Consider the following 25,280-nt stretch of genomic DNA (forward strand, 5'->3'; position numbering starts at 1 on the left):
TCCGTCAGGGGAGCCTCAAGTTCAGGACATGGACGGCGCCGGTTGCTTCGCCGCATACGAGCGGCCCATCGGCGGCGACACAGGTGATGGCGCTGTCACCGTCGAAACCGGCGATCCGCGCTCCGGTGCCGAGGTCGAAGACCACCAGGCTCTCCGCTGACGTCCCCACGACATGACGGCCGTCGGTCGTTGCGGTGAGCGCGCGCACCGGGCCGGCGCCGGTCATCAGGGTCGCCAGGTGCTCGCCGTCCATGGATCGCCAGAGCAGGATCGAACCGTCCCCGCCGCCGGACACCAGCCGGTCGCCGAGTACGTGAACCGCGTTCAGCAGCGATGTGTGGGCATGGTGCTCCCAGACGAGACGACCGGACCGCACCTCCCACATCGCGAGCATTCCGTCGATGCAGCCGCTGACCACTCGCTCGCCGTCGGCGGTGAAGGCCAGGGCAAGAATGGGGCCGCCCCTGCCGCGGAGGTCGCGCAGGCGTTCGCCAGTATCGCCATCCCAGACGGTCACTGTTCCGAACGCTCCACCGGCGGCCACCAGCCGGCCGCCGGGCGAGGCGCTGAGTTGCTCGACCGGCTCGCCGAACGGCAGCACACGACGGTTCGCCCCGGTGTCCAGGTCCCACAGGTTCAGGGTGGCGTGCGTCGTACCGGCAACAATCCGGCGGCCACCGGCGGCGAGGACGATCGAGGTGACAGGGGCGTCAGCGGACAGCGTTCGTTCCCGCTCCGCCGCGCCGACTCGGCCGACCACGACCGAGCCGTCGCGTGATCCGGAGACGATGGCGCCCCCGTCCCCGGTCACGGCCACTCCGGTGACCGGGCCGGTATGCCAGTCCAGCACGCTGCGCTCGGCTCCAGTCGCGGTGTCCCAGAGGCGGAGGGTCCCGTCATCCGACGCAGAGACGGCCGTCCCGGAGCCGATCATCGAGACCCTGCCTACCCAGCCGCTGTGGCCGCTGACCGAACTTCCCGCCGTGAGCGCCTTGAGATCCCACACCCTCAGCATGGTGTCGCTGGCGCCGGAGATCGCGTGGATTCCGTCGGAGGTGACCGCGGCGCTGACGATCCAGCCTCCGTGGCCGCGCAGCGTGGCGGTCGGAGTCCCAGTGTCGACGTCCCACAATCGCAGGATCGCGTCGTCCCCGCCGGACAAGATGTGTCTCTGATCGGGTGTCACCACCAACTGCTCGACCCAGCCGACGTGCCCGTGCATGACCTGGAGCGCTTCACCGGTGCCGAGATCCCACAGTGTGAGCGGACCGGCTGTGGAGGAGGTGACTGCGCGGTTTCCGTCAGAGGTGACGGCGATCTCCCACACGCGGCCTGTGGCCGAGGAGTCGAGGACGTGGGCGAGGGAGCCGTCCGCCAGGTTCCAGACGTGGATACGGCCGCTGTCCCCGGCGAAGAGAGCGTGCCTGGCGGTGAGAGCCATGGCGAACGACTGCACCTGGCGTTCGCCGCTGTCGAGGCAGAGGGTCTGACTGGCGTCGCTCAGATCCCAGACGCGCAGTGTCCCGTCTCCGGATTTCGAGACGAGCACATCGCCGTCGGCGCTCGGTATGATCTTGACGACGGCGGCCTCGTGCCCGCGCAGAACGAACCGCTCGGCTCCGGTCGCCAGGTCCCACACCCGGATCGTCCCGTCAGCGGACGCCGAAGCGATGCGCGGTTCGCCGCCGGGGATGACTGCGACGGACCACACGGTGCCCTTATGACCGCGCAGGACGTGACGTTCACGTCCCTCCATCATGTCCCACACCCGGACGGTGGCGTCGTTCGAGCCGGAGACGACGAACCGGTCGTCGGAAGTGATCGCGACCGACCAGACACCGCTTTCATGGCCGCGCAGGGTGTGGAGCTCGGTTCCGTCCCTGATGCCCCACACCCGGACCGTGCCGTCGGCCGCACCGGAGACGGCACGCCGGGCATCGTGGGAGGTGGCCAGGGCAGGCGCAAAGCCCGTGTGCCCCACCAGGCTGCGCAGCAGCGGGCCGCCCGGTTTCGCGAGGCTGGCGCCAACGGGGCACAGCCAGCTTTCGCCCGGCCACTCTCGCGCCGCGGCGACCAGCAGCCGAACCGGGTGGGACACCTGGTCGTCCAACCGGCCGATGAGCTGGGCTCTGAGCTGTTCCGGGTTCCTAGCCAGGATGTGGGCAGCCATCCGCAGCGCGTCGCGGACGGTGCGCACATCGACGTCTGACTGATCGGCCAGTTCGAAATCGGCCAGCAGCGCCGTCACGTCGGTCGCGGCGAGCTTCTCAGCCAGCCATCGCATGTCGAGCAGCAAGGAGCGCACCTCGTTCAGATGCCCCGCAGCGGCGAGATGGTGGACAAGGTTCTCGAAGTAGTAGCCGTCGTCCGGCCCGCTGGGCCAGTCCCGCCCGATACCGGCACCGTACGCCTCGGCAAGGCGGCGGTGCAGGTCCTCCAGCCCGGGAGCGTTGTGGCTGACGTAGTCCATCTGCAGGTCGTGCAGGACCAGCCGGCCGTCCGCGTCCCACTGACCGAGTGAGCGGTCGACGAACGTGTCCAACAGCTCCTGGGTGTCCAAGTCATCGAGCCCGGCGGATTCCCATAGTTTCTCGATGGCGGCAGGCGCGGCATGCCGACCCTGGAAGACGGCGAGTTCGAAATATCGCTCCCGCTGGTCGGGTTCGAGCGCGTCGACACTGACGCTGAGCGCGCGCAGGAGCGTGGGGTGAGGGTAATGGGCGAACTGCTGGCGGATCTTCCCGAGGTCCGATGCGCGCAGCCTGCGCAGAACACTCGACCAGCGATCTGGACGTCCGCCCACCATCGCCCCGGCCATGGCCAGCGCGAGTGGCAGACCGCCGCACTCGGAGGCGAGTTCGGCGGCCTGCTCGGTGAGCTGCTCCACGGGCTGGCCCGACCACTCGGCGAGCAGGGCGATGGCCTGCCCGCGGTCCAGGACGCCGAGGTCATGGCGCGTCGCGCCGACGGCGCGGGCCAATCCGACGTCTCTGGTGGTGATCAGCAGGCGGCCGTCGTCACCGAGGACGTCGAACGCGCCCAGGTGCGCCACCTCCCATACGTTGTCCAACACCAGGAGGCAGCGGCGGTCGGCCAGGAGCTTCGTCAGCGCCGCCTTCCCCTGCTGGGCATCGACGAACGCGGCATCCACCATGCCGAAGGCGCCGGCCACCTGCGCCTGGCGTGTCGGTATCGACGGGGCAGGGCCTAACTCGATCCAGACGACACCGTCGGGGAACGCGCGGCGGACGATGGGGTCGCGGGAAAGTGCCGCTGCCAGGACGGACTTGCCCGCACCGCCCATGCCCACGATCGCCACCGGGCCCCTGCCGGTCGGCGCGTCCGGGCCGAGCGAGGCCACGACCGGTCCGAGCTCACGGGTACGGGCGACGAAATGTGGCGGGAGCGTCGGCACACCGGACAGCGCCCCCGCCGGATCGTCCTGCGCTTCGACGTGAGCCGTGAGTCCGGGCACGGCCGTCACGAGCAGTGCCGCCGGCAGCATGAAACCGATCTTGCGGCTTTCGTGAACGTCCCGTGCGACGATCATTCCGACGACCGCATCGAGTTGTTCGTCGTAGACCGCGCCGCCGCTGAAACCGCCCTCGACAGCGGCTCCAGGAGTCTTCACGTCCTCGAGCTGGACCCACCCGTTGAGCTGCGGGCCACGAATGACGCCGGTCGCCCACAGACCTCCGGGGTGGCCGTCCGGGAAGCCGTACGTCCGGAATCCGTGCCCCCACACCTCGCGCGAGTCCACCAGGCGGACGGGATGTGCCGGAGGTTCGTCGGCCAGTTCGAGCAGCGCGATGTCGTCCGCTCCCTCGCTGCCGATGGGCGCCCATCCGACGACGACGGCTTCCAGACGGCGGGTGTTCCCGCTGAGCGGGAAGAGGACCCGCACGGGCGCCGCGGGCCGGCCCGGGGCGGCGGATTCCATCCCCAGAGCCGCGTTGACCACGTGTGCACAGGTCAGCACCTGCCGTTCGGCCACCAGGAAACCCGCTCCAACAGGCTCGTCATCGGCGTCCAGGATCGTGACCGACGCCTCGAACCACTGCGACCGGCCGGTCATCACGCGTTCCACTGGTCGTCGGCGTCCCTGCGGCCGTGGCGGAGGTGGCCGTCGGCGCTGCGGAAGAAGACATCGAGTTGCTCGGGGCGGGCCGAGACCACCGCCGGCCGTCCCGCCGCCACCGTGCTGCCGTCGTCGAGCACGCGCCAGCGGGCGTCCGAGCCGCCCTCTTCCGTCAACTCCACCTCCATCCAGCCGATACTCTCCGCCTCGGTGCCGATCGCTGCGAACAGGTCGACATGGCGGGACCGCAGGGACGCCGCCCCGACGTCGGACGACACGACCGGGCCATGAAGCAGCCTGTCGCGTGGATCCTGCGACCAGGCCAGGGGCTCCACTTGCACCAGTCGATCGCCTTGCCGCGCGAAGCCCAGCAGCCTGTTCTCCACACGCCCCTCGCCACGACACCACACGAGGACCGGGTCGCCGGTACAGGCCAGCGAGTCCCCGGTGCGCGCGTCGTATGGCGGACCCACCAGGAAGCGGCCGCGGGCGGGTTGCCAGGTGGTGGACGTCCACTCATGCGAGCGCTGCTCGGGGACGTGGTACTGGCGGCGCAGCAGCCCGTCGTCCGCACCGCGTATCACGACCTGCGTGCCGTACAGGCTGGTCGTCACCGCGGCTGGACGCCCGGCGATCGGGCCACCAAGATCCTCGGGACCGTTCAACCCGAGGGGATGGTGATACCAGTGGTGATCCAGCAGGCCCGCGGTCGTCCTGGTGTAGAGATCGAACCGGCCGATGCCCCAGCTCACGACGGCGGCATCCGCGCTGACGCCGATCGAGGCGACAGGTGCCCATCCGCCCCAGGCCCCGGTCCAGGCGTTGTGCCACAGGGTGTCTCGCGTGTCGCGGACGAACGCGTCCAGCCTGAGCTGTCCCCAACTGCAGAGCGCTGGATTGCCGACCAGATCGTCCGGGGCACCGGGGATGGTGTATTCCTGATATCCGCTCCCATCGATGGCGAAGTGCCGAACCGACCCGTCGGTGCGGATGGCGATGACGTCGATGCGGCCCGGGGTCATGGAGACCGCCGCGGGGTCCGAAGCGATCTCCCGTCCGAGGCTCCAGAAGGGCTGAACCGACGTGGCTCGCTCGTTCCGCATCAGACCATGCTCCGGGTCGAACCGCATGGATTCAAGGTCACGGCGCACCGACCATGCCCTCGACCAACTGCAGTGTCGCGGCGCACATTGCCTCCTCCGTTCTCGCGCGGCCCACCGGCAGCGCGGCCTTGGCGAGCGCGCGCATCCGTACGGGATCGCTGAGCGCGTGGTCGAGCTGTTCGGCCAGCGCCATCGGGTCTCCTGCTCGGAAGAGCACCCCGTAGAGGCCGTCGCCCAGTTGTTCCGGAGTGCTGCTCGCGTCCGCGGCGACGATCGGCAGACCGGCGCTCATCGCCTCGATCACGGCGAGTGAGTAGCCCTCGCTGTGTGAAGGAAAGAGGAAGAGGTCAGCGGCGTGCAGGAGTGCCGGCACATCGGTACGGTAGCCGAGCAGGTGGACCCGATGGCTCAGCCCGGCCACGGCGATGGTGGCCTCGAGCCGGTCGCGCTCCCAGCCATCGCCAGCCCACACGAAGTGCACATCGGCGTGTGCCGGCGCCAGGAGGGGGATCGCGTCCAGGAGATCCCCGTGCCCCTTGGGCCCGGACAACGTGGCGACGGTCAGCACCACTCGGGATGCCGGGGGGATGCCGAGCTCGGCTCTCAGGCCCGTACGGACGGCCTCGACCCTGGCCGGTTCGGGGTCGAGCCAGGCCGCGGGGAGGTTCCGGCCGTTGCGTACGACGGGAATCCGGGCGGATGCCTCGATGTCGAAGGCACTGATCAGCTGACGGCGGTTGTCCTCGGAGATGGCGACCCATAGTTGCCCGCTCCGGCGTGCCAGGTTCGCGCGCGCACGGTCTTCCGGCGACACCGGATATCCCGGAGGCACCACGGTGAACACCGCGACCGTCGGGATGTCCGTCTCCGCACAGGCCACCAGAATGCCCACGCTGGAATCGGGCTCCGGCAGGAACAGCAGCACCGCGTCCGGCGCGGTCTCCGACAGGACGCGTGCGGCGCTCAACCGCTGTTCCTCGGCCGTGCCCCAGGAAATCCAGTCGTCCTCGACGCTCCCGAGTTCCCACGGCGTGACGGCGAGCCCGAGCTCGGCCAGATCGTCGCCGACGGAGGCGGTCGCCTCGTTCACCACACAACACGGAATGATCGTGTGCCCGGCGCGTACAGCAGCACGGGTGATCATCAGGGCGTGCTCCTCGCAGCCACCGCGGATGGGGCCTGGGAACAGAACCAGGAGTCGCATGATCGCCTGCCTCACGGGCCGCCGGTGACCTTCGCCACGATGGTAGTGAATTGCATGATCCACGTACATGGGAAAGATCCCATCGGCCACCGCGCGCGGTCCAGCGCACCTGGCGCGGCCAGGAGCTAGCGCGGGCGGAAGCCGTCAAAGAGGAGGGCAAGGGCGGTGGATTGCAGGTCGGCGGGCCACTGATTGCGTTCAGCGGCCATGCAGGTGGCGCTGAGCAGCGCTAGGACTTCGGGCATGTGAAGGTCCTGGCGTACGGCTCCGGCCTGCTGGGCGTGGGTGAGCAGGGCCTCGATGGCTTCACGCATCTGGCGGCGGATGTCGGACAGGCCGGCCTTGTGGTCGATGCCGGCGTCGGCCAACCCGTCGGCCAGGGTCTTCTTCTGCTTGGCGTTGTCCACGATGCGGGTGAAGAAGCCGAAGAAGGCCGCCCCCGGATCGTCGGTGGTGCGCAGAGTGTCGGCTTCGGCGATGAGACGGCGCATGCGCTCGACGATGATGGCCTGGTAGAGCGCTTCTTGGGTGGGGAAATGCCGGTAGATCGTGCCCAGGCCCACTCCGGCGTGCTTGGCGATGGTGCGCATCGAGGCCGACAGGCCCTCGCGAGCCAGGATCTCCTCGGCTGCCTCCAGTACGCGGGCCTGATTGCGCCTGGCGTCGGCGCGCAAGGGTTTGGCCTGGTCGCTCATCGTCGTCCTTTCCGCGGGCATTGACATGCGGAACGCTTGTTCCGTATGTTAACCGGAACATGCGTTCCGATCATAACGCTGCGGAAGGGTATCCCCGATGGAGTACCAGACACTCGGCCACTCCGGCCTGAAGGTCTCCCCGGCCTGCCTGGGGACGATGAACTTCGGCACCACCGGCGGTGTGGGAAGTTGCGACGAGCCGGACGCCCGACGCATCGTCGACACCTTCCTCGAACTCGGGCACAACTTCGTAGACACAGCCGACGCATACACGGGCGGCCAGTCCGAAGAGATCCTGGGCCGGGCCATCAGCGGCAAGCGGCCCTTGGTCGTGCTGGCTACCAAGGCCTACCTCCCCACCGGCCCAGGGCCCAACGATCGAGGACTGTCCCGGGTCCACCTGACCCGAGCGTTGGAGGCGAGCCTGCGCCGGCTCGGCACCGACTACATTGATCTCTACCTGTGCCATCAGTGGGATCCACACACCCCCATTGAGGAGACCCTCGCCACCCTGGACGGCTTCGTGCGCGCGGGCAAGGTGCGCTACCTCGGCTGCTCCAACTTCACCGCCAGCCAGATCGTGGAATCCCGCTGGGCCGCCGAACGTCTGGGCCTCACCCCCTTCATCGTTCTCCAGCCGCAGTACTCGATGGCGGCCCGGGCAATCGAGGCGGAGATTCTGCCCGCATGCGAGCGCCACGGCTTGGGCACCATGATCTGGTCGCCACTGGCCGGCGGGGTGCTGGCCGGACGGTACGCCCGCCACGCCGTCCCCGCTGCCGACAGCAGGATGGGTCGGCTACTGGCTTCACCCGTGCCGATGGCCCGGGCCTGGGCCGAGGGGCTGCTCAAGGACCGCACGCTGCACATCGCTGATGAGGTCGGCAAGGTGGCGGCCGAGTTGGGCACCACCTCCACCGCCGTCGCCCTCGCCTGGGTACGGCAGCGCCCGGGGGTGACCTCCGTCATCATCGGCCCACGCAATCTGGACCAACTCCACGGCAACCTGGCGGGCTTCACCCTCGACCTTCCGCCAGACGCAATCGACCGGCTCGACGAGATCTCCTGGTCCCCCGACATCACCGCGGTTACCGGGATGAGCCTGGGCCGGCACCAACAGTCACACTCCTGATGCGTGACGCTTTCTACGATATTGCATGCGGTCGCCGCACAGCCTGGATGCCAAGTCAACGTGGAGCTCGGCGATAGCCGTTGACCCAGCGGCGGGAACGACCTCAGCGTCGTTGTCGGCGATGACCAGCACGTGAGAAGAGACGCCGAGGACGCTCGGCTCGGTCTCCAGCCGCCGGATCGCCGGCGGCTGCCCGGATAGGCGAAGCAGGCGGCGATGGCCCAGCTGGGCACGCGTTCGTGAGCGTCCTAACGCAATGAGCGTTGATTTGCCGCCAGCCAGCCCGGTCGGATAGGAAGCTTGCATGCTAAAGGGCAGCAAAGTCGCGCTCAGGGCCCGGCACGAGGATGACATCCCGATCCTGCAGGCCGAGCTCTACGACGACGTGGTCACCCACTCGCGGGCCCAAGGCCGGCCGTGGCGGCCGATCACGCCCGGCTCGAAGGACTCGCCGCTCGTGGTGGACGACAAGGAGCAGGGGCACGTCCCGTTCTCCGTGGTGGAGCTGGTCGGCGGCACGCTGGTCGGCACCGCGGTGCTGTGGGGCATCGACAACCACAACCGGTCCGCGCACATCGGGCTGGGGCTGCTGCCGTCGGCCCGCGGCAAGGGTTACGGCACCGACGTGGTCGCGGTGCTGTGCCACTACGGTTTCATCGTGCGCGGCCTGCAGCGGCTGCAGATCGAGACGCTCTCGGACAACGCCGCGATGCTGCGCTCCGCCGAGCGCAACGGCTTCGTCCGCGAGGGCGTGCTGCGCTCCTCGGCCTGGGTGATGGGCGAGTTCCTGGACGAGGTGCTGCTCGGGCTGCTCGTCAAGGACTGGAAGCCGGACTCGAAGGACTAGGCTGCCGCCCGACGGTCAAGGGGTCCGCGGAGCCGACATGGACGGCCAGGCCACACCGGGGTGTGCGGTGACCACGACGCCCGCACGCATCAAACCCCCAAGGCGCAAAGGATCGAATCGAACGTACTCAGCCACACATTAGACGGTGGATCGAGCACGTCGAGGTCGATCTGGCCATGACCGGAGTCCTTCTCGGCAAGCGGACGGACCTCTCAGCTGCAGTGCTTGATAGGTGTGGGCGGTCGGCGGTTCTCGAGGACTTGGCAGGCCACCCACGGAGTACGGCGGCCTGCCAAGTCCTGCCTGCCTAACTCGGCCGTAGCCGATAGTGGTTGCGGTCAGAGGCCGATGTCGGTCAGCCACTGCCCGGTGGTGCGGGGGGTGACGCCGAGCAGCTTCTGGGCGGAGTTCTCGGGCGTGATCGACCGGTCCGGGAGTGCGCTCATGGCTGCGTACATTCCGGCGACGTCGGTGGCGGGGCCCTCACCGATCAGGTGCGCGATGGAGGTGCGCATCTGATCGGGGGTGATCTGCTCGAAGACCACGTTCTTGCCGAAGTGGGCGCCGAACGCCTCGGCCAGGTCCGGTCCGGTGATCGCCGGGTCCTGTCCGACGGAGACTACGCCGGTGACGTCCGGGCGCTCGAACAAGGCGACCGCGACGTCGGCGATGTCCAGGTGCGACGCCCAGGAGACGGGGAAGTCCGGCCGGATCGGGTAGGGCAGCGCGCCCTGCTCACGGACCGTGTCGATGACGTACGGCATGAGCAGGTTCTCCAGGTACAGCTCGGGCGCGATCACCGCATGGGACGCCCCGCTGTCAGCCAGTTCCCTGACCAGCGCCGAGACCGCGTCGTTGCCGGTGGGGTCGATCGGGTAACCGCTGGTGGAGAACACCACGCGGGCCGGGCGGGCTTCGCGGACGGCGGCGACGATGTTGCGCGCGTAGGTCTGGCGGTCTTCTTCGGAGACCACCGGCAGGTGGACGAACACCCCGTCGGCACTCCGGTACGCCTCGGTCAGTTCCTCCGTGGAGGAGTATCCGGCGGCCACGACGCGCGCGCCGTCCACGACGGCGTCCGGGTTGCGGGTCAGAGCGGTCACGGACTTGCCCGCGGCGGCGAGAGCGGCGACGACGGGGGCACCCTGGGCGCCGGTGGCGCCGTGAATCACGTAGGTCATGACGTCATTAGTGCATATAGTGCACCAGTTACATCAACTGCACTAATGGGATACGGTCAGAAATGTGACCGATCCCTGTCTTCCCGAGTGCGGTGTCGCCCGATTCCTCACCCTGCTCAACGGCCCGTGGGCCACCTTGATCGTGCGCGAACTGCTGCATGGCCCCCACCGCTTCACCGAACTGCGCGACGCACTGCCCGGCATCAGCCCCCACACCCTGACCAGCAGGCTGCGCCAGTTCGAGCGGCACGGCATCGTGACGCGCACCACCTACGCGGAGATCCCGCCGCGCGTTGAGTACGAGCTCACCCCTCTCGGCGAGGGGCTGCGCGACGTCCTGGAGGCCATGGGGACCTGGGCCATGGCGGTGCCGGATCCCGGGGCCGACGTCACCGTCTGACGTGCGCCCCCGCCCGGCGGCGCGGACGCGGTCACGCCGAGGACGCCAGCCTCTGCCGTCCGCGCCAACGGCAGCCCCCACGTGACCCCGGCCCGGTTACTCCTCGACGGCGACGACATCGTGCTCACCACCGAGAAGGACGTCGTGACAAGGACATACTTGCCTTCGGCCAGCCTGGCCAGCTCGTGATCCATCCGCGACCTCCTTCACCGGGGTCTACCTTCGGGGTGAATCAAACAAGATCAATACGCCGCTGGGCGTCTCGACAGGCCGGACACCGGTTGCAAGGAGACCAACGCCTGCACCCATGGCTGGGTGGGCGCGTCTTTGAAGCGGCCCTGGCGATGATCGCGCGCTGCGCACCGACGGTGGTCACTACGCCACCCTGCCCCTGCACGTACGCCGCCACCACGGCGGCCACGCCCTGATCAAATGCCAGTGCACCCGGCTGGACGGCGTGAAGACAGCGCAACGCGACATGCCCACCGCCCCAACGCGGCACCCATCTAGGGGCGGGCGCCGAGGGTCCGAAGCGCTTGTTCGAGCGCGTCGGCCTGGCCGAGACCGGCTCGGATCGTGTCGGCTCCGCCATCCGCGAAGGTCACCGTATAGTCGTTGGTGAACCCACCCTCGAAGTGCTGCTGCCGCGTGAAGCGCATCTCAGGCCCGCCGCCCGCCGCCAGCTCGCGTACCAGCCTCGACCGGTGCGGAAGCAAGTGTGGGACTACCTGGCGGAACAGCTTGACCGAGACGAACGCCACGGGCGCGGCCGGCACGGCCCACAGGACGGCCACCCAGACTTCGCCGTCGGCGACCGCGTACAGGCAGCCCACCACGGCGAGGGTCGCCAGCACGCTCCACAAGATCGCGTGGGCGCCCATGCGCAGGCCGGCGCGCACGTAAGCGGCGCTCACCACGCCCAGGGGCCCGACCGGGCCGCCCGCAGGCGCAGGCGCAGACGCAACGGGATGCTGGGACTCGCTCATGCGCGGACTCCTCGCTGAACGTAGTTCCGCCGACGGCGACGGACCTGGTAGCACCTTAGGACTGCGCACGCCCGCGAACCATGCCCCGGACCGTGACGCTCCGCTGACTGAAACCAGGAACCAGCTTGTCGTGGGGGTTGCGCTCGACTCCGGACGTACTCATCCGGGCCGCCCGCGTGCGCGCACTGCTCACACACCGGGCGCAGCCCACTCCGCCGCAACACTCGGGTTGAGAGTTCCTGGTGGAGCTCGTACCGATCGCCGTGATACCTCTGGAGCGGTTCGTCCGCCCAGCCTAGGGCTGTGATCGGAGAAGATCCCTGGTTGGTGGCGGTCAGGCTGCAGGGCTGAGCGGTCGGCCGCCCAGTTGGCGGTCAGGCTGCAGGGCTGAGCGGTCGGCCGCCCAGTTGGCGGTCACTCGTTCTGTTTATGGAACGCCATTCGCGGCGAGCACGGGATCAGCGATTGTTGCGGACCGCATCTACGCTTGGGTCCTCGTGCTGACCGCTCCTGCTCCCCGTGAGTTGCCTGGTCGACATTGACGCACCGGTCGTGCGCGTGGCCATAGCCAAGGCTTACGTGCGCCGTCATGTCGGCCGCACGGCCAGGCCGTGCAGGCAGGTGGAGACGAGGTGGTCGATGAAGCCGGGCGGGACCTCGATGCCGGTCGGCGGGGCGCCGCGGAACAGAGGCGGCAGGACGAGTTCGTGGCAGGCCCCGACGATCATCGTGGCCGCGGCGTCTGGGTGGCTGGTGGGGGACAGGCGGCCGATGGCCTGCTCGCCGCGCAGGTAGTCGCTCAGTTTCGCGTGCAGGCCCCGCCCTTCGGCCACCGGATTGCCCAGGGCGGCGAAGCGCGTGAGAACCTCCGGCCGCCTCAGCAGGCCGGCGAAGGCGGGCAGGATCGCCCGGTGCAGCGCCACGCCGTAGGTGACGTATGCGCGAAGGTTGTCCTCCAGATCGCCCACCCCCGGCTGGTCGGGGAGTGCGGGCAGGTCACGCTCGGCCGAACGGACGTGCGCGTGCAGGGCCAAGGCGAGGAGCTCTTCCTTGTCCGCGAAGTGGTTGTAGAGGACGCCGTCGGCCACCTGGGCCTCGCGGGCGATCGCTCGGACAGTCAGCTGGGCGGCGCCGTGCTGGGCCAGCAGGCGCGCGGCGGCGGCCACGAGGTGATCGGGAAGGCTCTCGCCCTCGCTCAGGGCGGCGGCTCTGGGCGGGCTCATGGCCTGGTCGCGGTGATGAGGTAAGCGGTGCCACGCAGACGTACGGCGCCGGGCTGCTCGAAGGGGCGCAACGCGGAGACGAGCGCGGTGCGGGCCCGTGGCGCGGCGTCGGGGTCGGCGCCCTGCAGCAGGAATTGGATGGGGCCCCAGGCCATCAGGAAGTCGGCGGCGTCGTCGGCGTCGCTGCCCCACACCTGCATCGCCTCGACGGGCGCGGCCTCGATCTCGGCGAAGCCGGCCGCGGTGAACACCTCGCCGATGTGCCCGGGATCGGACAGCGACAGCGGCCCCTCGCCGTTGGGGCCGGGATCGGGCGGCGGCAGGTGGGCGGCGAGCGCGGCCAGCACGGGGCCGAGGTCGGCCATGGAACCCATGCTCAGCATGGCCAAGCGGCCTCCGCTGCGCAGTCCGCGGGCGATGTTGGCGAACGCGGCGACGGGGTCGGCGAAGAACATGATCCCGAAGCGGCTCATGGCCAGGTCGTAAGAGCCTGCGGGGAAGGGGTGGACCTGGGCGTCGCCCTGCTGGAAGTCGACGTTGCCGATGCCCTCGGCCTCCGCGGCGGCGCGGGCCCTGCGCAACATGGGCGCCGACAGGTCGATCCCGGTGACGTGACCGGCGCGACGTGCGGCGAGCCGGGTGACCTGGCCGTTGCCGCAGCCGACGTCGACCACCCCATCGCCCTTCTGGACGTGACGCAGCAGATAGTCATTGAATCCGCTGTTCACGGCGTCGTAGCGGGTGTGGTGGTCGGCCCAGTGGGTGCCCTCGTACCCGTTCCAGGCTTCCGCCTGGTGGGTGTTGACGATCGTCATTCGCGCCTCCGGATCGTGAACAACGGTTCATGAAGATGTGTTCATCATGGAGACCAGACCGCTTGCCGTCAAGCCGCACACTCGTTGACGCCCGCGTGCGGCCAGCGACGCCGCAGAGAGCGGCGTGGGCCGGGGACAGGAAGTCGCGCACGAGCCGGTCATAGCGCGTGCGATCCACGTTCCACGCCTCCGTGTGCTCGCCCTGCGCGAACGGCTCAAACTGGCTCTTCCAGCCCAGACGCTTGCCAGCGATGACGAGGTCGCGCGCCTCCTGGATCGGATGCTCGGTGTCGGGAACGGTTGTGATCAGCAGGAGGGGCGCGTCCATGACGACCCGGTCGACCAGGTTCGCGAGCGGTGACCTGTCCAGGAACTGCCCGACGATCTGACCGCCGATGCTCCACATGGGCGAGCCCGTCGGGTGAGCGCGGCGCCCCTTCGTCGTTGCGGTAGCTGATGTCCAGGAAGGGCAGCCCGAGTTGGTGCACGACGGGCAGGATCTTCAGCTCCGCCGTGCGTCGCCCGTTCTGCCCGTGAACGGCCACGTCCCAGGTCGCGCCCTCCCCGGGTACGTACCAGGCCGGTGCGGGCCCGAGCTCGGTGGGCACCACACGAGGACGCGGCTCAGCCGGGCAAGGGACGGCGGCCGAACGCGGTGAGCTGGTGGATGTCGTGGCGGGCCCGCAGCGCCGCGATCGCCGCCTGGTCGGGCGGCCCGCCGCCGGCCGTCACCAGTTCGGCCATTTCCCGCAGGTAGTCCTCGTGGCCGCTCGGGGACACCATGAAGAGCATCCGCGCGGGCATGGGTCCGGCGTTGAAGAAGGCGTGCGGGCAGCCCGCGGGCACGTGCATGAAGCTCCCCGGACCGCCCCTGAACACCGACGCGCCCGAATCGGACTCCCAGACGCGCCAGTCGCCTTCTGCCTCGTCGCGCGGGTGAAAGGCGAGGAGGTCCAGCTCCCCCTCCAGGATGTAGAACATCTCCTCGGCATGGTGGTGCAGGTGCGCCCCGACATCGAAGCCCGGCGCCACCCGGGCCTCGAACACCGACCATTGCCTCGACCGTTCCGCGCCCACCTTGAGCGTCATGTCGACGCCCGGGATGTCGCGCCCGGCGCCGGGCGGCAACAGCAGTCCATCGGTCATCTTCGTCTCCTCACGAGCTGGTTCAGGTCAGGGCTTCCAGGCGGCCGCGGCCAGCCAGGTTTCCAGCGTCATCAAACCCGGATGGAGCTCCCGCAGCGCGGCGAGGTCGGGCTCGTCGTCCGCGCGCTTGTCGATCCACTCGAACATCTTGGCCACCTGCTCGTCGAACGCACGCAACCGCTCGATCGGCGTCCGGCTGAAACGAGCCGGCATGCCGCAGGCACGGCCGAAGGCCTCGGCGATCTCCGTGCCGGTCCGGCAGTCCCCGGCGATCTCCAGCCGGCGACCTGAGAACTCGCCCGGCCGCTCGAAGGCGATCGCGGCGAAGACCCCGATGTCACGAGGCGCGATCAGCCGTACCCGCGCCTCAGGACGCACGGCGAGGCTGACCACCAGCTCGCCGTCGTGCACCACCGGGCGGGTGAGGGTGGTGAAGTTCTCCATGAACATGACAGGCCGCAGCACGGTGGCCGGCAGCCCGAGCGAACGGATGCGCTCTTCGATGGCCGCCTTGCTGTCGTAGTACGGGATGCCGGAGACCAGACCGGCGCCGCTGATGGAGCTGTAGACCAGGTGCGCGACACCGAATTGCGCGGCCAGGCCGGCCACGGCCGTGCCACGCCGCTGCTCGGCCGCCACTCCCTCCGCGGTCACCTTGGGCCCGGTCAGCATGGTGAGCACGAGAAAGACGCCATAGACGCCGTGCATCGCCGCCCGCAGCGAATCCGCGTCGTCCAGGTCGCCGGTCACGAGGGTGGCGCCCGCCGACTCCAGTCTCCCGGCGGCCGGAGAACTCGGGTCGCGTACCAGGGCGCGGACCTCCCAGCCGCGCTCGAGCAACGCGCGCGCCGCCGCGCCGCCTTGCTGGCCGGTCGCCCCGATCACCAGCACAGGACCCGCTTGATCACCCATGCGATGCCCTTTCGCCTTCCGACGACCCATGACATTGATCATGTTAGGGCGGAAAACCCGGCTGATCCTGGTAGGGATACTGCTAGCTTGCAGGCAAGGGGTCACCCTCAGGCGGGAGCCGATGCACTGTGGAGAACGGTGGCAGGCAGCGGGGCAGGCAGGCCGAGTTGGCCGCGTTCCTGCGCGCGCAGCGGGCCGGGTTACGGCCCTCGGACGTGGGGCTGCCGGAGGGCGCCGCCCCCGCACGCCGCAGGACCCCCGGGCTGCGGCGGGAAGAGATCGCCGAGCTGTCCGGCATCAGCGTCACCTGGTACACCTGGCTGGAGCAGGGGAGGAACATCTCGACGTCGGCCCAGGTGATCGACGCGCTGGCCCGCGCCTTGTCGCTCGACGACGACCAGCACCGCTACCTGCGCGACCTGGCGGGCCTGCCCGCTCCGGAGCGCAAGCCCTCCGACGGCGACGCGCAGGCTCGGCTACGGCGGCTGGTCGACGCGGCGGCGCCGAACGTCGCCTCCGTCTACGACGTCAACTTCGACTACCTGGCCTGGAACAAGCCCTATGCGCTGATCCGCCACGACCCGGGCAGGTACCCGCGGGAACGGCGCAACCTGCTGTGGATGATGTTCACCGACGCGGAACTCCGTACTCGTCTGGTCCGGTGGGAGCCGGCCGCGCGCTCCGTGCTCAGCCAGTTCCGTGCGGCCGCCGGCCGGCACCCCGGCGACCCGCGCTTCACGAGCATCACGCGGGCCCTGTCCGAGACGAGCGCGGAGTTCCGTGAGTGGTGGACCGAATATCCCGTCCGCTCCTTCCGGCCCGCCATCATCGGGATCGACCACCCCGAGGCGGGACGGCTCAACCTGGAGCTCTTCCAGCTGCACCCGGCAGAGCGGCCTGACCTCCTGCTGGTCCTGCAGGTCCCGGTCGGCAAGACGGCCCTGCGGCGAATCACCGCGCTGCTCGGGACCGCGTGAGCCGCGGGATCAGCCGCGCGCCGTCTCCCACCGGCCGAGCGGAAGACCTGGCGCAGGTCGGCGATCAGCACGTCGGGCTTCTCCAGACGTCGCCCAAAGCGCCTGACGCGCCGATCCTGGCCAGTTGCGGCTTGACTAGAGAGGTCGAACAGGTTCTTGCGGGTGCCTTCGTAACGGGCGCGACGGTCTTGCCAGCGTCCGATGTGGGCCAGGATGTGTTCGACGCCGGTCCGCTCGCGGAGCTGGGCGCGGCCTTCGGGGGTCTGCCGGCGTTCGCGCAGCTCGATCAGAAGCTGTTCATCGGGTGGATGCTCACACTGCGCCCGCCCGCGCTGGTGGTGCAGCGCTCACGCAGCGGGCAGGCGGCGCAGGCGCTTCGGAAAGCGCACCGCCTGTCCGGGCCGTGGTGATCGCTCCACCGGCAGGGTGTTATGCGGTGCGCGGAAGCGGTGGCAGCGGCAGGGGCAGCCCCGGAAGACCGTCGATGCTGGTCGCGATGTGCTCCTTCTTCTGGAAGTACACGTCGAGCGACTCATCGGTCTCACGCGCGAAGCGCGACGCATGCAGCGGGCGGTCCTCTTCATAGGCCATGAACGGGACGGCGTACCCGCAGGTATCGCGGATCTTCTCGGCGGTCACGACGATGATCGCGCGCAGGCCGTGCAGGGTCGGGTCGATGTCGGGGAAGTAGCCCATCAGCTCGGCCCAACGCGCATCGTCGCGGAAGACCGGCTCTCCTCGGCCGTGCACGCGCACGATGTTGGGAGGACCATCGAAGGCGCACCACATCAGGGTGATGCGGCCGTTCTCGCGCAGATGGGCGATCGTCTCGGCGTTGCTGCCCGCGAAATCGAGGTAGGCCACGGTGAGTTCGTCAAGCACGGCGAACGAGCCGTTCAGGCCCTTGGGCGAAAGGTTGACGGTGCCCTCGCCGTCCAGCGGCGCCGTCGCGGTGAAGAAGATGTGCTGCGCCTCGATGAAGGCACGCAGCCTGCCGTCTATCCGCTCGTAGCTCTTTCCCATAGGCCGATTATGACGGGATGATGATCCCTCCCCCACGGCAGGAGGCAGGGATCGCGCGGCCAGGCATGTGGTGTTCGGGGAGACCAGCAACGGCGGCCTGAAGTCGCTCGCTGCGTCTGCGGCCCGGCGAGCATCTCCAGGATCAGGCCGTGGGCGGTCAGGTGGTCGGCCAGCGCGGTCAATTCGGCGGCGTCTCGGCCTAGCCGCTTCATCTCATAGACCGTCAGGATGACCCAGCTAACCCGAGCCTGCCATGCCTGCCAGTTCCGCTAGCCGGCGTTCGAGGAAGCGCCGTTCGGCGCCGTCGTCGGTGAGTTGTCTGGCACGTCGATATTCGTCACGCGCCTCGTCGATGCGCCCGAGGCGCCGCAAGAGTTCTGCCCTGGTCGAGTGTAGGTAGCGGAAGTCATCGAGACCGAGTTGGTCAACGATGCCCAGGCCGGCCTCGGGGCCTTCGGTTTCGGCGATGGCGATGGCGCGGTTGAGCTCCACAACGGGCGAGCCGGTCAGGCGGGCGAGTTGGCCGTACAGCGCCGCGATCTGTGCCCAGTCGCATGGCACCTCGGCGTGCAGCGACGCGATGGCGGCCTGCAAAACGTACGGCCCGCGGCCGCCGAGGGCGAGTGCTCGGTCGAGTTCGGTGCGTCCATCGGCGATCTGCTCGGTGTTCCAACGTGACCGGTCCTGATCTCCGAGCAGCACGAGTTCGCCGTCGCGGAACCGCGCCTCGCGACGGGAGTCGTGCAAGAGCATCATCGCCAGCAGCCCGCGAACTTCGGGGTCGTCCGGTAGTAGTTCAGTGAGCGCGCGTCCCAACCAGATGGCCTCTGCCGCGAGCTCGTCGCGTCCGCCGTAGCCCTCGTTAAAGATCAGGTAGACGACGGCGAGAACAGCGTCGAGTCGCTCGCGGAGCAGGTGATCCGGTGGCACGCGAAACGGGATCCCCGCGGCTTTGATCTTGCGTTTGGCCCGGACCAGCCGCTGCGCCATCGTGCGCTCCGGCACCAGGAAGGCACGGGCGATCTCGTCGGTGGTGAGCCCGCCCAGGGTGCGCAGGATGAGCGCAACCTGCGCCTCGACCGCGAGCGCCGGGTGACAGCAGGTGAAGATGAGCTCCAGGCGCTCATCGGGAAACTTGGTGTTCATCGGCACCTCGACACGATCGCTGGCAACGAGCAGGCCGAACTTGGCCGCGAAGGCCCGATCGCGGCGGATGCGGTCCGTGGCCCGGTTGCGAGCTGTCGTCATCAGCCAGGCGCGCGGGTTGCTGGGGACGCCCTCGCGTGGCCACCGGTCGGCGGCGATCGCAAAGGCCTCCTGCGCGGCTTCCTCGGCGAGATCGAAGTCGCCGAGGAAGCCGATCAGGGTGGCCAGGATGCGGCCCCGCTCCTCACGGAAGACCTGTTCGAGCGCTAGCAATACACCTCCGAGGGGCGGATCTCGACCGCGCCGCCATAGCGTGCCGCTGGGACGCGGGCGGCAACCTCGATGGCCGCGTCGAGGTCGTCGGCCTCCAGGACGAACACGCTGCCCACGGCCTCCTTCATCCCGACGAACGGGCCATCGGTCGTCAGAGTCTTGCCTCCCTCGACGCGGACCGTTGTCGCGTTCTCGGGCGGGCCCATCCGCGGCACGGAGGTGACGCCTGGCGTCTGATTGATCCCTTGGTAGTCGGCGTAAACCTGCTTCTGCTCCTCCTCGGACAGCGCAGCCTGTCGCTCCTGCGCGTCAACGTGATAGGTCAGCATGACGTACTTCATCGCTTCCTCCTCGTCACGACCAGATAGTCACGCAGTAAGACGAACGACGAGCCAGGAAGTCGACAGCTCGACGACGGAAATCTTGACCTCCCCCGAGCCGCGCGCCCAAACACCCGATCGGGAACGCCGCCAGGTCCCGGCGGAGCCTACGAGCTGGGGCCTGATACCGCGTGACCGGGCGGCGCGGCATCAGGCCAGGGATTCGAGATACTTCTGGGTTTCCCGCTTTTTGAAGTACTGCGCCCAGCCCGCCGGCTGCGCGTTGAACTGGGGTTCGCGGGCGGTGTGGTCGGCACCGTGCTCGACCAGCAGGCGCGCGATCGAAAGCTCGCCCGCTGCCGCCGCATAGTGCAAGGCGGTGGCGCCGTCGGAGGCGACGCCGTTGACGCCGAAACCAAGATCGACCAGCAGCCGGACCGCTGACCAGTTGCGCGCCTCGGACATCCGCGTAACCAGATCCGCGTGCCGATCGCGCAGCCCGGGATCGGCGGCCAGCATCGACTGCATCGTCGTTTCGTCGGCGGCCTCGGCGGCTTCTACGAACTTCATTGTGTACTCCTCATGTGATTGGGCGCTCATACCCATGAGCAACCCACCGGATAGTCACGCAGTAAGACGAACGACGAGCCAGGAAATCGACCGCTCGACGCCGGAAATCTTGACCTCCCCGAGCCGCGCGCCCAAACGCCCGGGAACGCCGCCAGGTCCAGGGTGGAGCCTGCAGCACCGCATGCATCTGCTCGACCAGCAGCGCCGACGCCTCGCGAGGCCGCCACTCGGCGAACCCCGGGGGCGGGTGCGGCGGTAGGCACCGCCCGAGATGGTGCCGCCACGGGCATGAGACCGAACGGCCAGTGGCGTTAGCGAGCCAGGGCGGGCGGGGTTACCGCTATCCGGCGGGCCGATGCAGGCGGAGCCTCTGGTAGCTGCGGCGTCGCAGTGCGTCCCGGGAGAACCTTCGTTATCTGGCAAGATGGCGATCACTGGCCGGGCGTGAGCTGGGGCGGCCGTCGTTCGACACGCAGGCTTCGTTTCTCGGTTATCTGGCAACCCGGCGGATCAGAGAGGGCGTCGCGATGGATCCGGTCATCGCCGAGCAACTCGGCCGCGCCCACCCGCTCGCTCCGCACCTCGACGACTTCCTCACCGACCTGGCCAGTTGCGCTGGGCTTCTTTGGTCTCTCTAACTCAGGACCTGGGCCTATCAGCTGGTGCGGGGATAGTCCGGACGCCCGGGTTCTCCCCTCATTCAGGTCGTGGCGGTCTCGTACTGCGGGCGACCGGTGGTGCGGTAGGTCTGGATCGTCAGCCCCTTCGGGGTGGACTGCAAGTCGACCAGCTCGAGTCCTATGTCCGGGCCGGTGGCGGGAAAGAGCCGCGTGCCCTGGCCGACGACCACGGGATAGGTGAGCAGTACGACCTGGTCGACCAGCCGGTGGTTGAGCAGCCAGCGGATCAGGGTGCCGCTGCCCCACACTTGCAGCTCACCGCCCGGCTTGATGGCTCTCAGCTCGCCGATGGCGCCCGCGATGTCACCGGACAGGACGGTCGTGTCCGCCCATTGCGGGTCGGTGAGCGTGGTCGAGGCGACGTACTTGGGCCGCGTGTTCAACGCCTCTCCGACGGGGTTTCCCGGATCCATGCCTGCTCCCCAAGAGCCGGCGAAGATCTCGTAGGTCCGCCGCCCGAACAGGAACGCGTCGGCTCGCTGGAAGGCCTGGCTGATGAACGTCGAGGCCTCATCGTCGAGCAGTGGCGGGGCCCATCCGAAGCGCTCGAATCCGCCGCTGCCATCCTCGTCCGGCGCGCCGACTTCGCGCCGGGTCCCTGCATCAATCCGTCGATGTCCCTGCGTCACTCCGTCGACGGAGACGTTGGTGACGGTCGTCAGTTTCATGATCGCAGTTCCCTTCGCGCTGGGTCGTCGTTGGGTACGACCGACCCGCGGCGCCGATCTCATCGGTCGTGCACGGATCTGCCGCGAGTCGATGGATACCCCCACTGGGGCACAACCGTCCCCTAATCACACACCGCGACGCGAGGGTGGGGGGCAAAACACCACGCTGTCGAAGCCATCGTGTCGATGGTGTGGTGATCCGGTGCGGGAGGAACTGCGGCCGGTCCAGCTGACAGCGCGGTCCACCAGGGTTACTCATTCATCCCTCGACACTTGAACGACAGTTGAGTACTCTACGATTAGTCAAGTAGATGAGCAGGAGGAAACATGACGGGGCATGACGACTTGTCAGCGGAAGCCGCCCTTCGTGAGGTGGACCGCGCGCAGGGTGCGGTACGGAAGTCCAGCCTCCGGGGCGCGCGGTTCTTCCTAGGGATGTGGCTCGGGAACACTGCCTACTGGCTGACCACGCTGCTCGGCCCCGAAGCGATCAAGGACTACGCCATCTGGGTACCTGCTGCCCTTGTCGTGGCCGGTGCTCTCTATATGGCCCGCCAGCGGGTCTACGGTCGGTTGCAGTCCCGGCTCTCGAGCTCCGTCACCTATGCCTTTGTGGGGACGACGGTGATCGGGGCGCTCTACAACATGTTCCTGCACCCGCAGAACCCGGGCCCGCTGTGGGCGGTGGCCGATGTACTGGTCGCACTGACCGCAGGCGCCCCTCTGCTGTATGGCGCGGTGCGCATATTCCGCTCCGCGGAGGACCGGTGAGCCATCCACGGCACGCGCTCGACGAGATCATCCACGCCCCGGTGCGGCTATCCATCATGGCAATGCTCGCGGCGGCGGAAACGGTTGAGTTCGGCTTCTTGAGGGACACGATCGAGGTCAGCGACTCGCTGCTGTCCAAGCACATCAACACGCTGGAGAAGGCAGGCTACGTGCGGGCGACGAAAGGCTTCGTCGGCAAACGCCCCCGAACCTGGCTGGCATTGACCGACGAAGGGCGCGACGCCTTCCAGAACTACACATCCATACTTCAGCAGATCACGAAGGGCACCCATCGCGCTTGAGACGAACGCGATTCGACCGCAGCCTGTCCTGAAACATCATGATGGAGTAGGGCTGGTCGGGCATGCGTCCCATCAGTACGAGGAGTCACATGGCAGACGGCTTCAACCCTTCGGGAATCTGGGCGCCGAACGGGCGGGCGTTCTCACAGGGCGTCATCCAGGGCGCGGGAGAGGTTGTCCACGTCACCGGACAGGTCGCCTGGGACGAGCACGGCGAGGTGATCGGCGCGGGTGACATTGAGGCGCAGATGGAGAAGAGCATTGACAACATCCGCCGCATCCTCGCCGCCGTCGGCGGCCGGCTGGACGACATCGTCTCGATGACGATCTACTTTCTGCGCCGGGAGGATCTGCCGACGATCCAGCAAGTACGATCCCGGCATTTCTCACCTGGCTCCGCCCCCGCCAGCGTGTTGATCCAGGTACCCGGACTGGTCCTGCCAGAGTTCCTGGTAGAGCTCGTACCGATCGCCGTGATACCTCTGGAGCGGTTCGTTCGCCCAGCCTAGGGCTGTGATCGGAGAAGATCCCTGGTTGGTGGTGGTGACAGCGTTTGTCGGTCTGTCGTGACAGCGATCGTTTTTCTGTGATGCTGATGTCGCTGAGAAGTGACAGCGCCCTTGGGCTTGGTTCCTGGACGGCTTCATCGCCGGCCCCGACCGTTCCATCACTCAGTGCTGGACAGTTACGACGACCTTGCCGATTTGGGTGTTCGATTCCAGGTGGCGGTGTGCCTCTACGATGTCCGCCAGGTCGAAGGTACGGTCTATGGCGGGCTTCAGCGTGCCGGTGCGGAGTCCGGCCTCGATGAACGCTCGGGCGCGGCTCATGCGGTCGGGGTCGGCGGTGATGAGGTCGACGTTGAAGCCGTGGACGGTGACGGGCCAGTTCATGGGCAAAGGTGCGGGTCTGGGATCGAGCCAGCCGTAGACGATCAGCAGGCCGTCGGCCGCTACGGTCTCGGCGAGTTCGCTCAGGCCAGGCCCTCCGACGGCGTCGAAGACGATCCTCGCCCCCTTGCCGCCGGTGACGGCGTGCACTCGGCTGACGAGGTCGCCTTCGTCGGCGGCGATGACATGGGCGGCGCCGGACTGAAGCAGCCGCGTGGACTTGGCGGCGGTCCGGGTGACGGCGATGGGAACGGCACCGAGGTGGTTGGCGATCTGGATGGCCGCGAGCCCGACGCTGCTGGACGCGGCGGTGATGACGACGCTGTCGCCGGGGTTCGTGCGGCCCACTTCCACCAGGGCGCCATAGGCGGTCAGGTACGTGGTCCACAGGGCGGCGCCGGTGATCGCGTCGACCGGGGCGGGCCGGGGTAGGAGGGACTGCGCCGGGACGTTGACGCGATCTGCGTAGACGCCGTGGCGTGACATTTCCTGATCGCTGATGATGCTGACCGCATCGCCGGGCGCGAAGCCCGCGACATCGGGGCTGACCGCCTCGACCATGCCGGCTGCTTCGAAGCCCAGCCGGGAGCCGGGAAGGGCGGGCTGGTAGTAGTAGGAGCCGGCGCGGAAGAGCGCCTCTGCGCGGTTGAGCCCGATGGCGTCGATCCGGACATGGACCTCACCGGGGCCCGGGTCGGCGAGCTGGACCTCCTCGATCTTCAGGACGTCAGGGCCGCCAAGTTCATGGAAGAGCACCGCTCGTGCGTGGTTTGCCATGAGGTAGACGCTAATGATCGGCGTATGAGACTCTCCATGCCGCAAAATCTTTCATTTCTGTCTGATCGTCTTCATCAATGGATATCGGGCTATGATCAGCCGCATGGACGTGCTCAGCGACGCGATCACCGCCATGCGCACCGGCGTCCCCCATTCCTCGCGCACGCTCATGTCCGCGCCATGGGGCATGCGGTTCGCCCCCTCCGAGGGGGCCGGCTGCCACGTCATCCTGCAAGGCTCCTGCTGGCTCCTGTCGCCCGGGCGGGATCCGATCCCGCTCGCCCCTGGCGACGTGGTGTTCCTCGCGCACGGACGCGGGCACGCGATCGCGGACGATCCCGCGACGCCGCTGGTCGACGTCATCCAGGACCAGGACGGCAATTGGGTGCTGAGCGAGGAGACGCCGCAAGGCACGGGCCCGGCAACGCTCATGCTGTGCGGCGCTTACCGGCTCAGCCGGGTGCGGGCACACCCGCTGCTCACCGGACTCCCTGACGTCGTCCACCTACCGGCCAGAATCGGCACGCACCCTGCGCTGCGCGCCGCCGTGGATCTGCTGGGCGCCGAGTTGGAGCGGCCCGCGCCCGGCTCTGACGCGCTGGTGCCGGCGCTGCTCGACTCGCTGCTGCTCTACATCCTGCGCACCTGGCTGCACGAGCACGCCGAGCAGGCGGCCACCGGCTGGGCTGCCGCGCTGGCCGACCCAGCGATAGCCGACGCCCTGCACGCCCTCCACCGCGACCCCGCCCGCCCATGGACCGTGGAGGAACTCGGCGCGCGTGCCAGCCTGTCGCGCGCGGCCTTCGCGCGACGGTTCACGACGGTCGTGGGCCAGCCGCCCCTGACCTACCTGACCTGGTGGCGCATGACCGTTGCCAGCCGGCTTCTGGCCACCAGCGACGCCCCGCTGCGCGTCGTCGCCGAATGTGGCGGCTACTCCTCGGAGTTCGCCTTCGCCAAGGCGTTCAAGCGGGAGTTCGGGGTGTCGCCCGGCAGGTACCGCAGACAACACGACAGCAAGGCCGTGAAATAGGCCTACGCTCCAGCACCGGACTGCCATCCAAACGGGCGACTACCCACGGCGAACGGGCCGCGGTCCGCCCTGTCCAGACAAGACCCACGCCGGGCGCGCCCCCACACACCGACAGCCCTTGGGTGCTG

25 protein-coding genes and 1 pseudogene are annotated in these 25,280 nt (G+C 68.6%); 8 read left to right on the top strand and 18 right to left on the bottom strand.

The genetic code is table 11. The annotated features are described in order from the left end of the window. Window positions 1-4: 4 nt before the first annotated feature. The 4 genes from ACTWQA_RS26165 to ACTWQA_RS26180 all read right to left on the bottom strand — a co-directional run bounded on the left by ACTWQA_RS26165 (window position 5) and on the right by ACTWQA_RS26180 (window position 7,080). Window positions 5-4,075, bottom strand: coding sequence for an NB-ARC domain-containing protein (locus tag ACTWQA_RS26165; RefSeq protein WP_443161728.1), 4,071 nt, complete (start codon window positions 4,073-4,075; stop codon window positions 5-7). Then, window positions 4,075-5,181: a hypothetical protein gene (locus tag ACTWQA_RS26170; RefSeq protein ID WP_443161729.1), complete on the bottom strand. Its 1,107-nt coding sequence runs from the start codon at window positions 5,179-5,181 to the stop codon at window positions 4,075-4,077. The genes ACTWQA_RS26165 and ACTWQA_RS26170 overlap by 1 nt, the downstream gene beginning before the upstream one ends. A gap of 37 nt (window positions 5,182-5,218) precedes the next feature. Then, a complete protein-coding gene (locus ACTWQA_RS26175; RefSeq protein ID WP_443161730.1) occupies window positions 5,219-6,385 on the bottom strand; it encodes a glycosyltransferase family 4 protein in 1,167 nt (388 codons plus the stop codon). Window positions 6,386-6,510: 125 nt separating this feature from the next. After that, window positions 6,511-7,080, bottom strand: coding sequence for a TetR/AcrR family transcriptional regulator (locus tag ACTWQA_RS26180; RefSeq protein ID WP_443161731.1), 570 nt, complete (start codon window positions 7,078-7,080; stop codon window positions 6,511-6,513). 97 nt (window positions 7,081-7,177) lie between these two features. On the opposite strand from ACTWQA_RS26180, the gene ACTWQA_RS26185 reads away from it, so the two are divergent. After that, on the top strand, window positions 7,178-8,212 hold the full coding sequence (locus ACTWQA_RS26185; RefSeq protein WP_443161732.1) for an aldo/keto reductase: 1,035 nt from the start codon (window positions 7,178-7,180) through the stop codon (window positions 8,210-8,212). Between the two features lie 304 nt (window positions 8,213-8,516). After that, window positions 8,517-9,059, top strand: coding sequence for a GNAT family N-acetyltransferase (locus ACTWQA_RS26190; protein ID WP_443161733.1), 543 nt, complete (start codon window positions 8,517-8,519; stop codon window positions 9,057-9,059). A 338-nt stretch (window positions 9,060-9,397) separates the two neighbouring features. Here ACTWQA_RS26190 and ACTWQA_RS26195 read toward each other — a convergent pair whose 3' ends face one another. Beyond that, the gene (locus ACTWQA_RS26195; RefSeq protein ID WP_443161734.1) at window positions 9,398-10,240 is read right to left on the bottom strand and encodes an NmrA family NAD(P)-binding protein; all 843 of its coding nucleotides are present in this window, start codon (window positions 10,238-10,240) and stop codon (window positions 9,398-9,400) included. A gap of 64 nt (window positions 10,241-10,304) precedes the next feature. On the opposite strand from ACTWQA_RS26195, the gene ACTWQA_RS26200 reads away from it, so the two are divergent. Further along, complete coding sequence (locus ACTWQA_RS26200) at window positions 10,305-10,640, top strand: winged helix-turn-helix transcriptional regulator (RefSeq protein ID WP_397148143.1); 336 nt, start codon at window positions 10,305-10,307, stop codon at window positions 10,638-10,640. 506 nt (window positions 10,641-11,146) lie between these two features. Here ACTWQA_RS26200 and ACTWQA_RS26205 read toward each other — a convergent pair. The 6 genes from ACTWQA_RS26205 to ACTWQA_RS26230 all read right to left on the bottom strand — a co-directional run bounded on the left by ACTWQA_RS26205 (window position 11,147) and on the right by ACTWQA_RS26230 (window position 15,722). Next, window positions 11,147-11,626 (bottom strand): hypothetical protein, encoded by a 480-nt coding sequence (locus ACTWQA_RS26205; protein WP_443161735.1) that lies wholly within the window; start codon window positions 11,624-11,626, stop codon window positions 11,147-11,149. A gap of 587 nt (window positions 11,627-12,213) precedes the next feature. Next, the gene (locus tag ACTWQA_RS26210) at window positions 12,214-12,849 is read right to left on the bottom strand and encodes a TetR/AcrR family transcriptional regulator (RefSeq protein WP_443161736.1); all 636 of its coding nucleotides are present in this window, start codon (window positions 12,847-12,849) and stop codon (window positions 12,214-12,216) included. Continuing rightward, a complete protein-coding gene (locus ACTWQA_RS26215; RefSeq protein ID WP_443161737.1) occupies window positions 12,846-13,664 on the bottom strand; it encodes a class I SAM-dependent methyltransferase in 819 nt (272 codons plus the stop codon). The genes ACTWQA_RS26210 and ACTWQA_RS26215 overlap by 4 nt, the downstream gene beginning before the upstream one ends. Then, window positions 13,558-14,070 (bottom strand): hypothetical protein, encoded by a 513-nt coding sequence (locus ACTWQA_RS26220; protein WP_443161738.1) that lies wholly within the window; start codon window positions 14,068-14,070, stop codon window positions 13,558-13,560. The genes ACTWQA_RS26215 and ACTWQA_RS26220 overlap by 107 nt, the downstream gene beginning before the upstream one ends. 218 nt (window positions 14,071-14,288) lie before the next feature. Next, entirely contained in the window at window positions 14,289-14,810 is a 522-nt protein-coding gene (locus ACTWQA_RS26225; protein ID WP_443161739.1) for a cupin domain-containing protein, read from the bottom strand. A gap of 27 nt (window positions 14,811-14,837) precedes the next feature. Then, complete coding sequence (locus ACTWQA_RS26230) at window positions 14,838-15,722, bottom strand: NmrA/HSCARG family protein (RefSeq protein ID WP_443161740.1); 885 nt, start codon at window positions 15,720-15,722, stop codon at window positions 14,838-14,840. 128 nt (window positions 15,723-15,850) lie between these two features. Between ACTWQA_RS26230 and ACTWQA_RS26235 the strand changes: the two genes are divergently transcribed. Continuing rightward, the gene (locus ACTWQA_RS26235; RefSeq protein WP_443161741.1) at window positions 15,851-16,699 is read left to right on the top strand and encodes a helix-turn-helix transcriptional regulator; all 849 of its coding nucleotides are present in this window, start codon (window positions 15,851-15,853) and stop codon (window positions 16,697-16,699) included. 140 nt (window positions 16,700-16,839) lie between these two features. On the opposite strand, the pseudogene ACTWQA_RS26240 reads toward ACTWQA_RS26235, so the two are convergent. The 6 genes and pseudogenes from ACTWQA_RS26240 to ACTWQA_RS26265 all read right to left on the bottom strand — a co-directional run. After that, a pseudogene (locus tag ACTWQA_RS26240) lies at window positions 16,840-17,097 on the bottom strand (transposase); the annotation flags it as partial. Window positions 17,098-17,128: 31 nt separating this feature from the next. Then, complete coding sequence (locus ACTWQA_RS26245; protein ID WP_443161742.1) at window positions 17,129-17,758, bottom strand: pyridoxamine 5'-phosphate oxidase family protein; 630 nt, start codon at window positions 17,756-17,758, stop codon at window positions 17,129-17,131. A 201-nt stretch (window positions 17,759-17,959) separates the two neighbouring features. After that, window positions 17,960-19,141, bottom strand: coding sequence for an RNA polymerase sigma factor (locus tag ACTWQA_RS26250; protein ID WP_443161743.1), 1,182 nt, complete (start codon window positions 19,139-19,141; stop codon window positions 17,960-17,962). Then, entirely contained in the window at window positions 19,135-19,482 is a 348-nt protein-coding gene (locus tag ACTWQA_RS26255; RefSeq protein ID WP_443161744.1) for a YciI family protein, read from the bottom strand. Before ACTWQA_RS26255 ends, ACTWQA_RS26250 begins: the two co-directional genes overlap by 7 nt. Before the next feature lie 189 nt (window positions 19,483-19,671). Then, a complete protein-coding gene (locus ACTWQA_RS26260; protein WP_443161745.1) occupies window positions 19,672-20,031 on the bottom strand; it encodes an ankyrin repeat domain-containing protein in 360 nt (119 codons plus the stop codon). A gap of 700 nt (window positions 20,032-20,731) precedes the next feature. Beyond that, window positions 20,732-21,379 carry a dihydrofolate reductase family protein gene (locus tag ACTWQA_RS26265; RefSeq protein ID WP_443161746.1) on the bottom strand — a complete coding sequence of 216 codons (648 nt, stop codon included), beginning with the start codon at window positions 21,377-21,379 and terminating at the stop codon, window positions 20,732-20,734. Between the two features lie 327 nt (window positions 21,380-21,706). Between ACTWQA_RS26265 and ACTWQA_RS26270 the strand changes: the two genes are divergently transcribed. The 3 genes from ACTWQA_RS26270 to ACTWQA_RS26280 all read left to right on the top strand — a co-directional run bounded on the left by ACTWQA_RS26270 (window position 21,707) and on the right by ACTWQA_RS26280 (window position 22,961). Beyond that, window positions 21,707-22,150 (top strand): hypothetical protein, encoded by a 444-nt coding sequence (locus tag ACTWQA_RS26270; protein ID WP_443161747.1) that lies wholly within the window; start codon window positions 21,707-21,709, stop codon window positions 22,148-22,150. Further along, window positions 22,147-22,452 carry a winged helix-turn-helix domain-containing protein gene (locus tag ACTWQA_RS26275; protein WP_443161748.1) on the top strand — a complete coding sequence of 102 codons (306 nt, stop codon included), beginning with the start codon at window positions 22,147-22,149 and terminating at the stop codon, window positions 22,450-22,452. The genes ACTWQA_RS26270 and ACTWQA_RS26275 overlap by 4 nt, the downstream gene beginning before the upstream one ends. An 89-nt stretch (window positions 22,453-22,541) precedes the next feature. After that, entirely contained in the window at window positions 22,542-22,961 is a 420-nt protein-coding gene (locus ACTWQA_RS26280) for a RidA family protein (RefSeq protein WP_443161749.1), read from the top strand. A gap of 162 nt (window positions 22,962-23,123) precedes the next feature. On the opposite strand, the gene ACTWQA_RS26285 is transcribed toward ACTWQA_RS26280, so the two are convergent. Next, window positions 23,124-24,119 (bottom strand): zinc-dependent alcohol dehydrogenase family protein, encoded by a 996-nt coding sequence (locus ACTWQA_RS26285; protein ID WP_443161750.1) that lies wholly within the window; start codon window positions 24,117-24,119, stop codon window positions 23,124-23,126. 103 nt (window positions 24,120-24,222) lie between these two features. Between ACTWQA_RS26285 and ACTWQA_RS26290 the strand changes: the two genes are divergently transcribed. Next, entirely contained in the window at window positions 24,223-25,152 is a 930-nt protein-coding gene (locus tag ACTWQA_RS26290; RefSeq protein WP_443161751.1) for an AraC family transcriptional regulator, read from the top strand. Window positions 25,153-25,280: the final 128 nt, after the last annotated feature.

The sequence above is a fragment of the Nonomuraea sp. 10N515B genome, assembly GCF_052245915.1.
Classification (GTDB): domain Bacteria; phylum Actinomycetota; class Actinomycetes; order Streptosporangiales; family Streptosporangiaceae; genus Nonomuraea.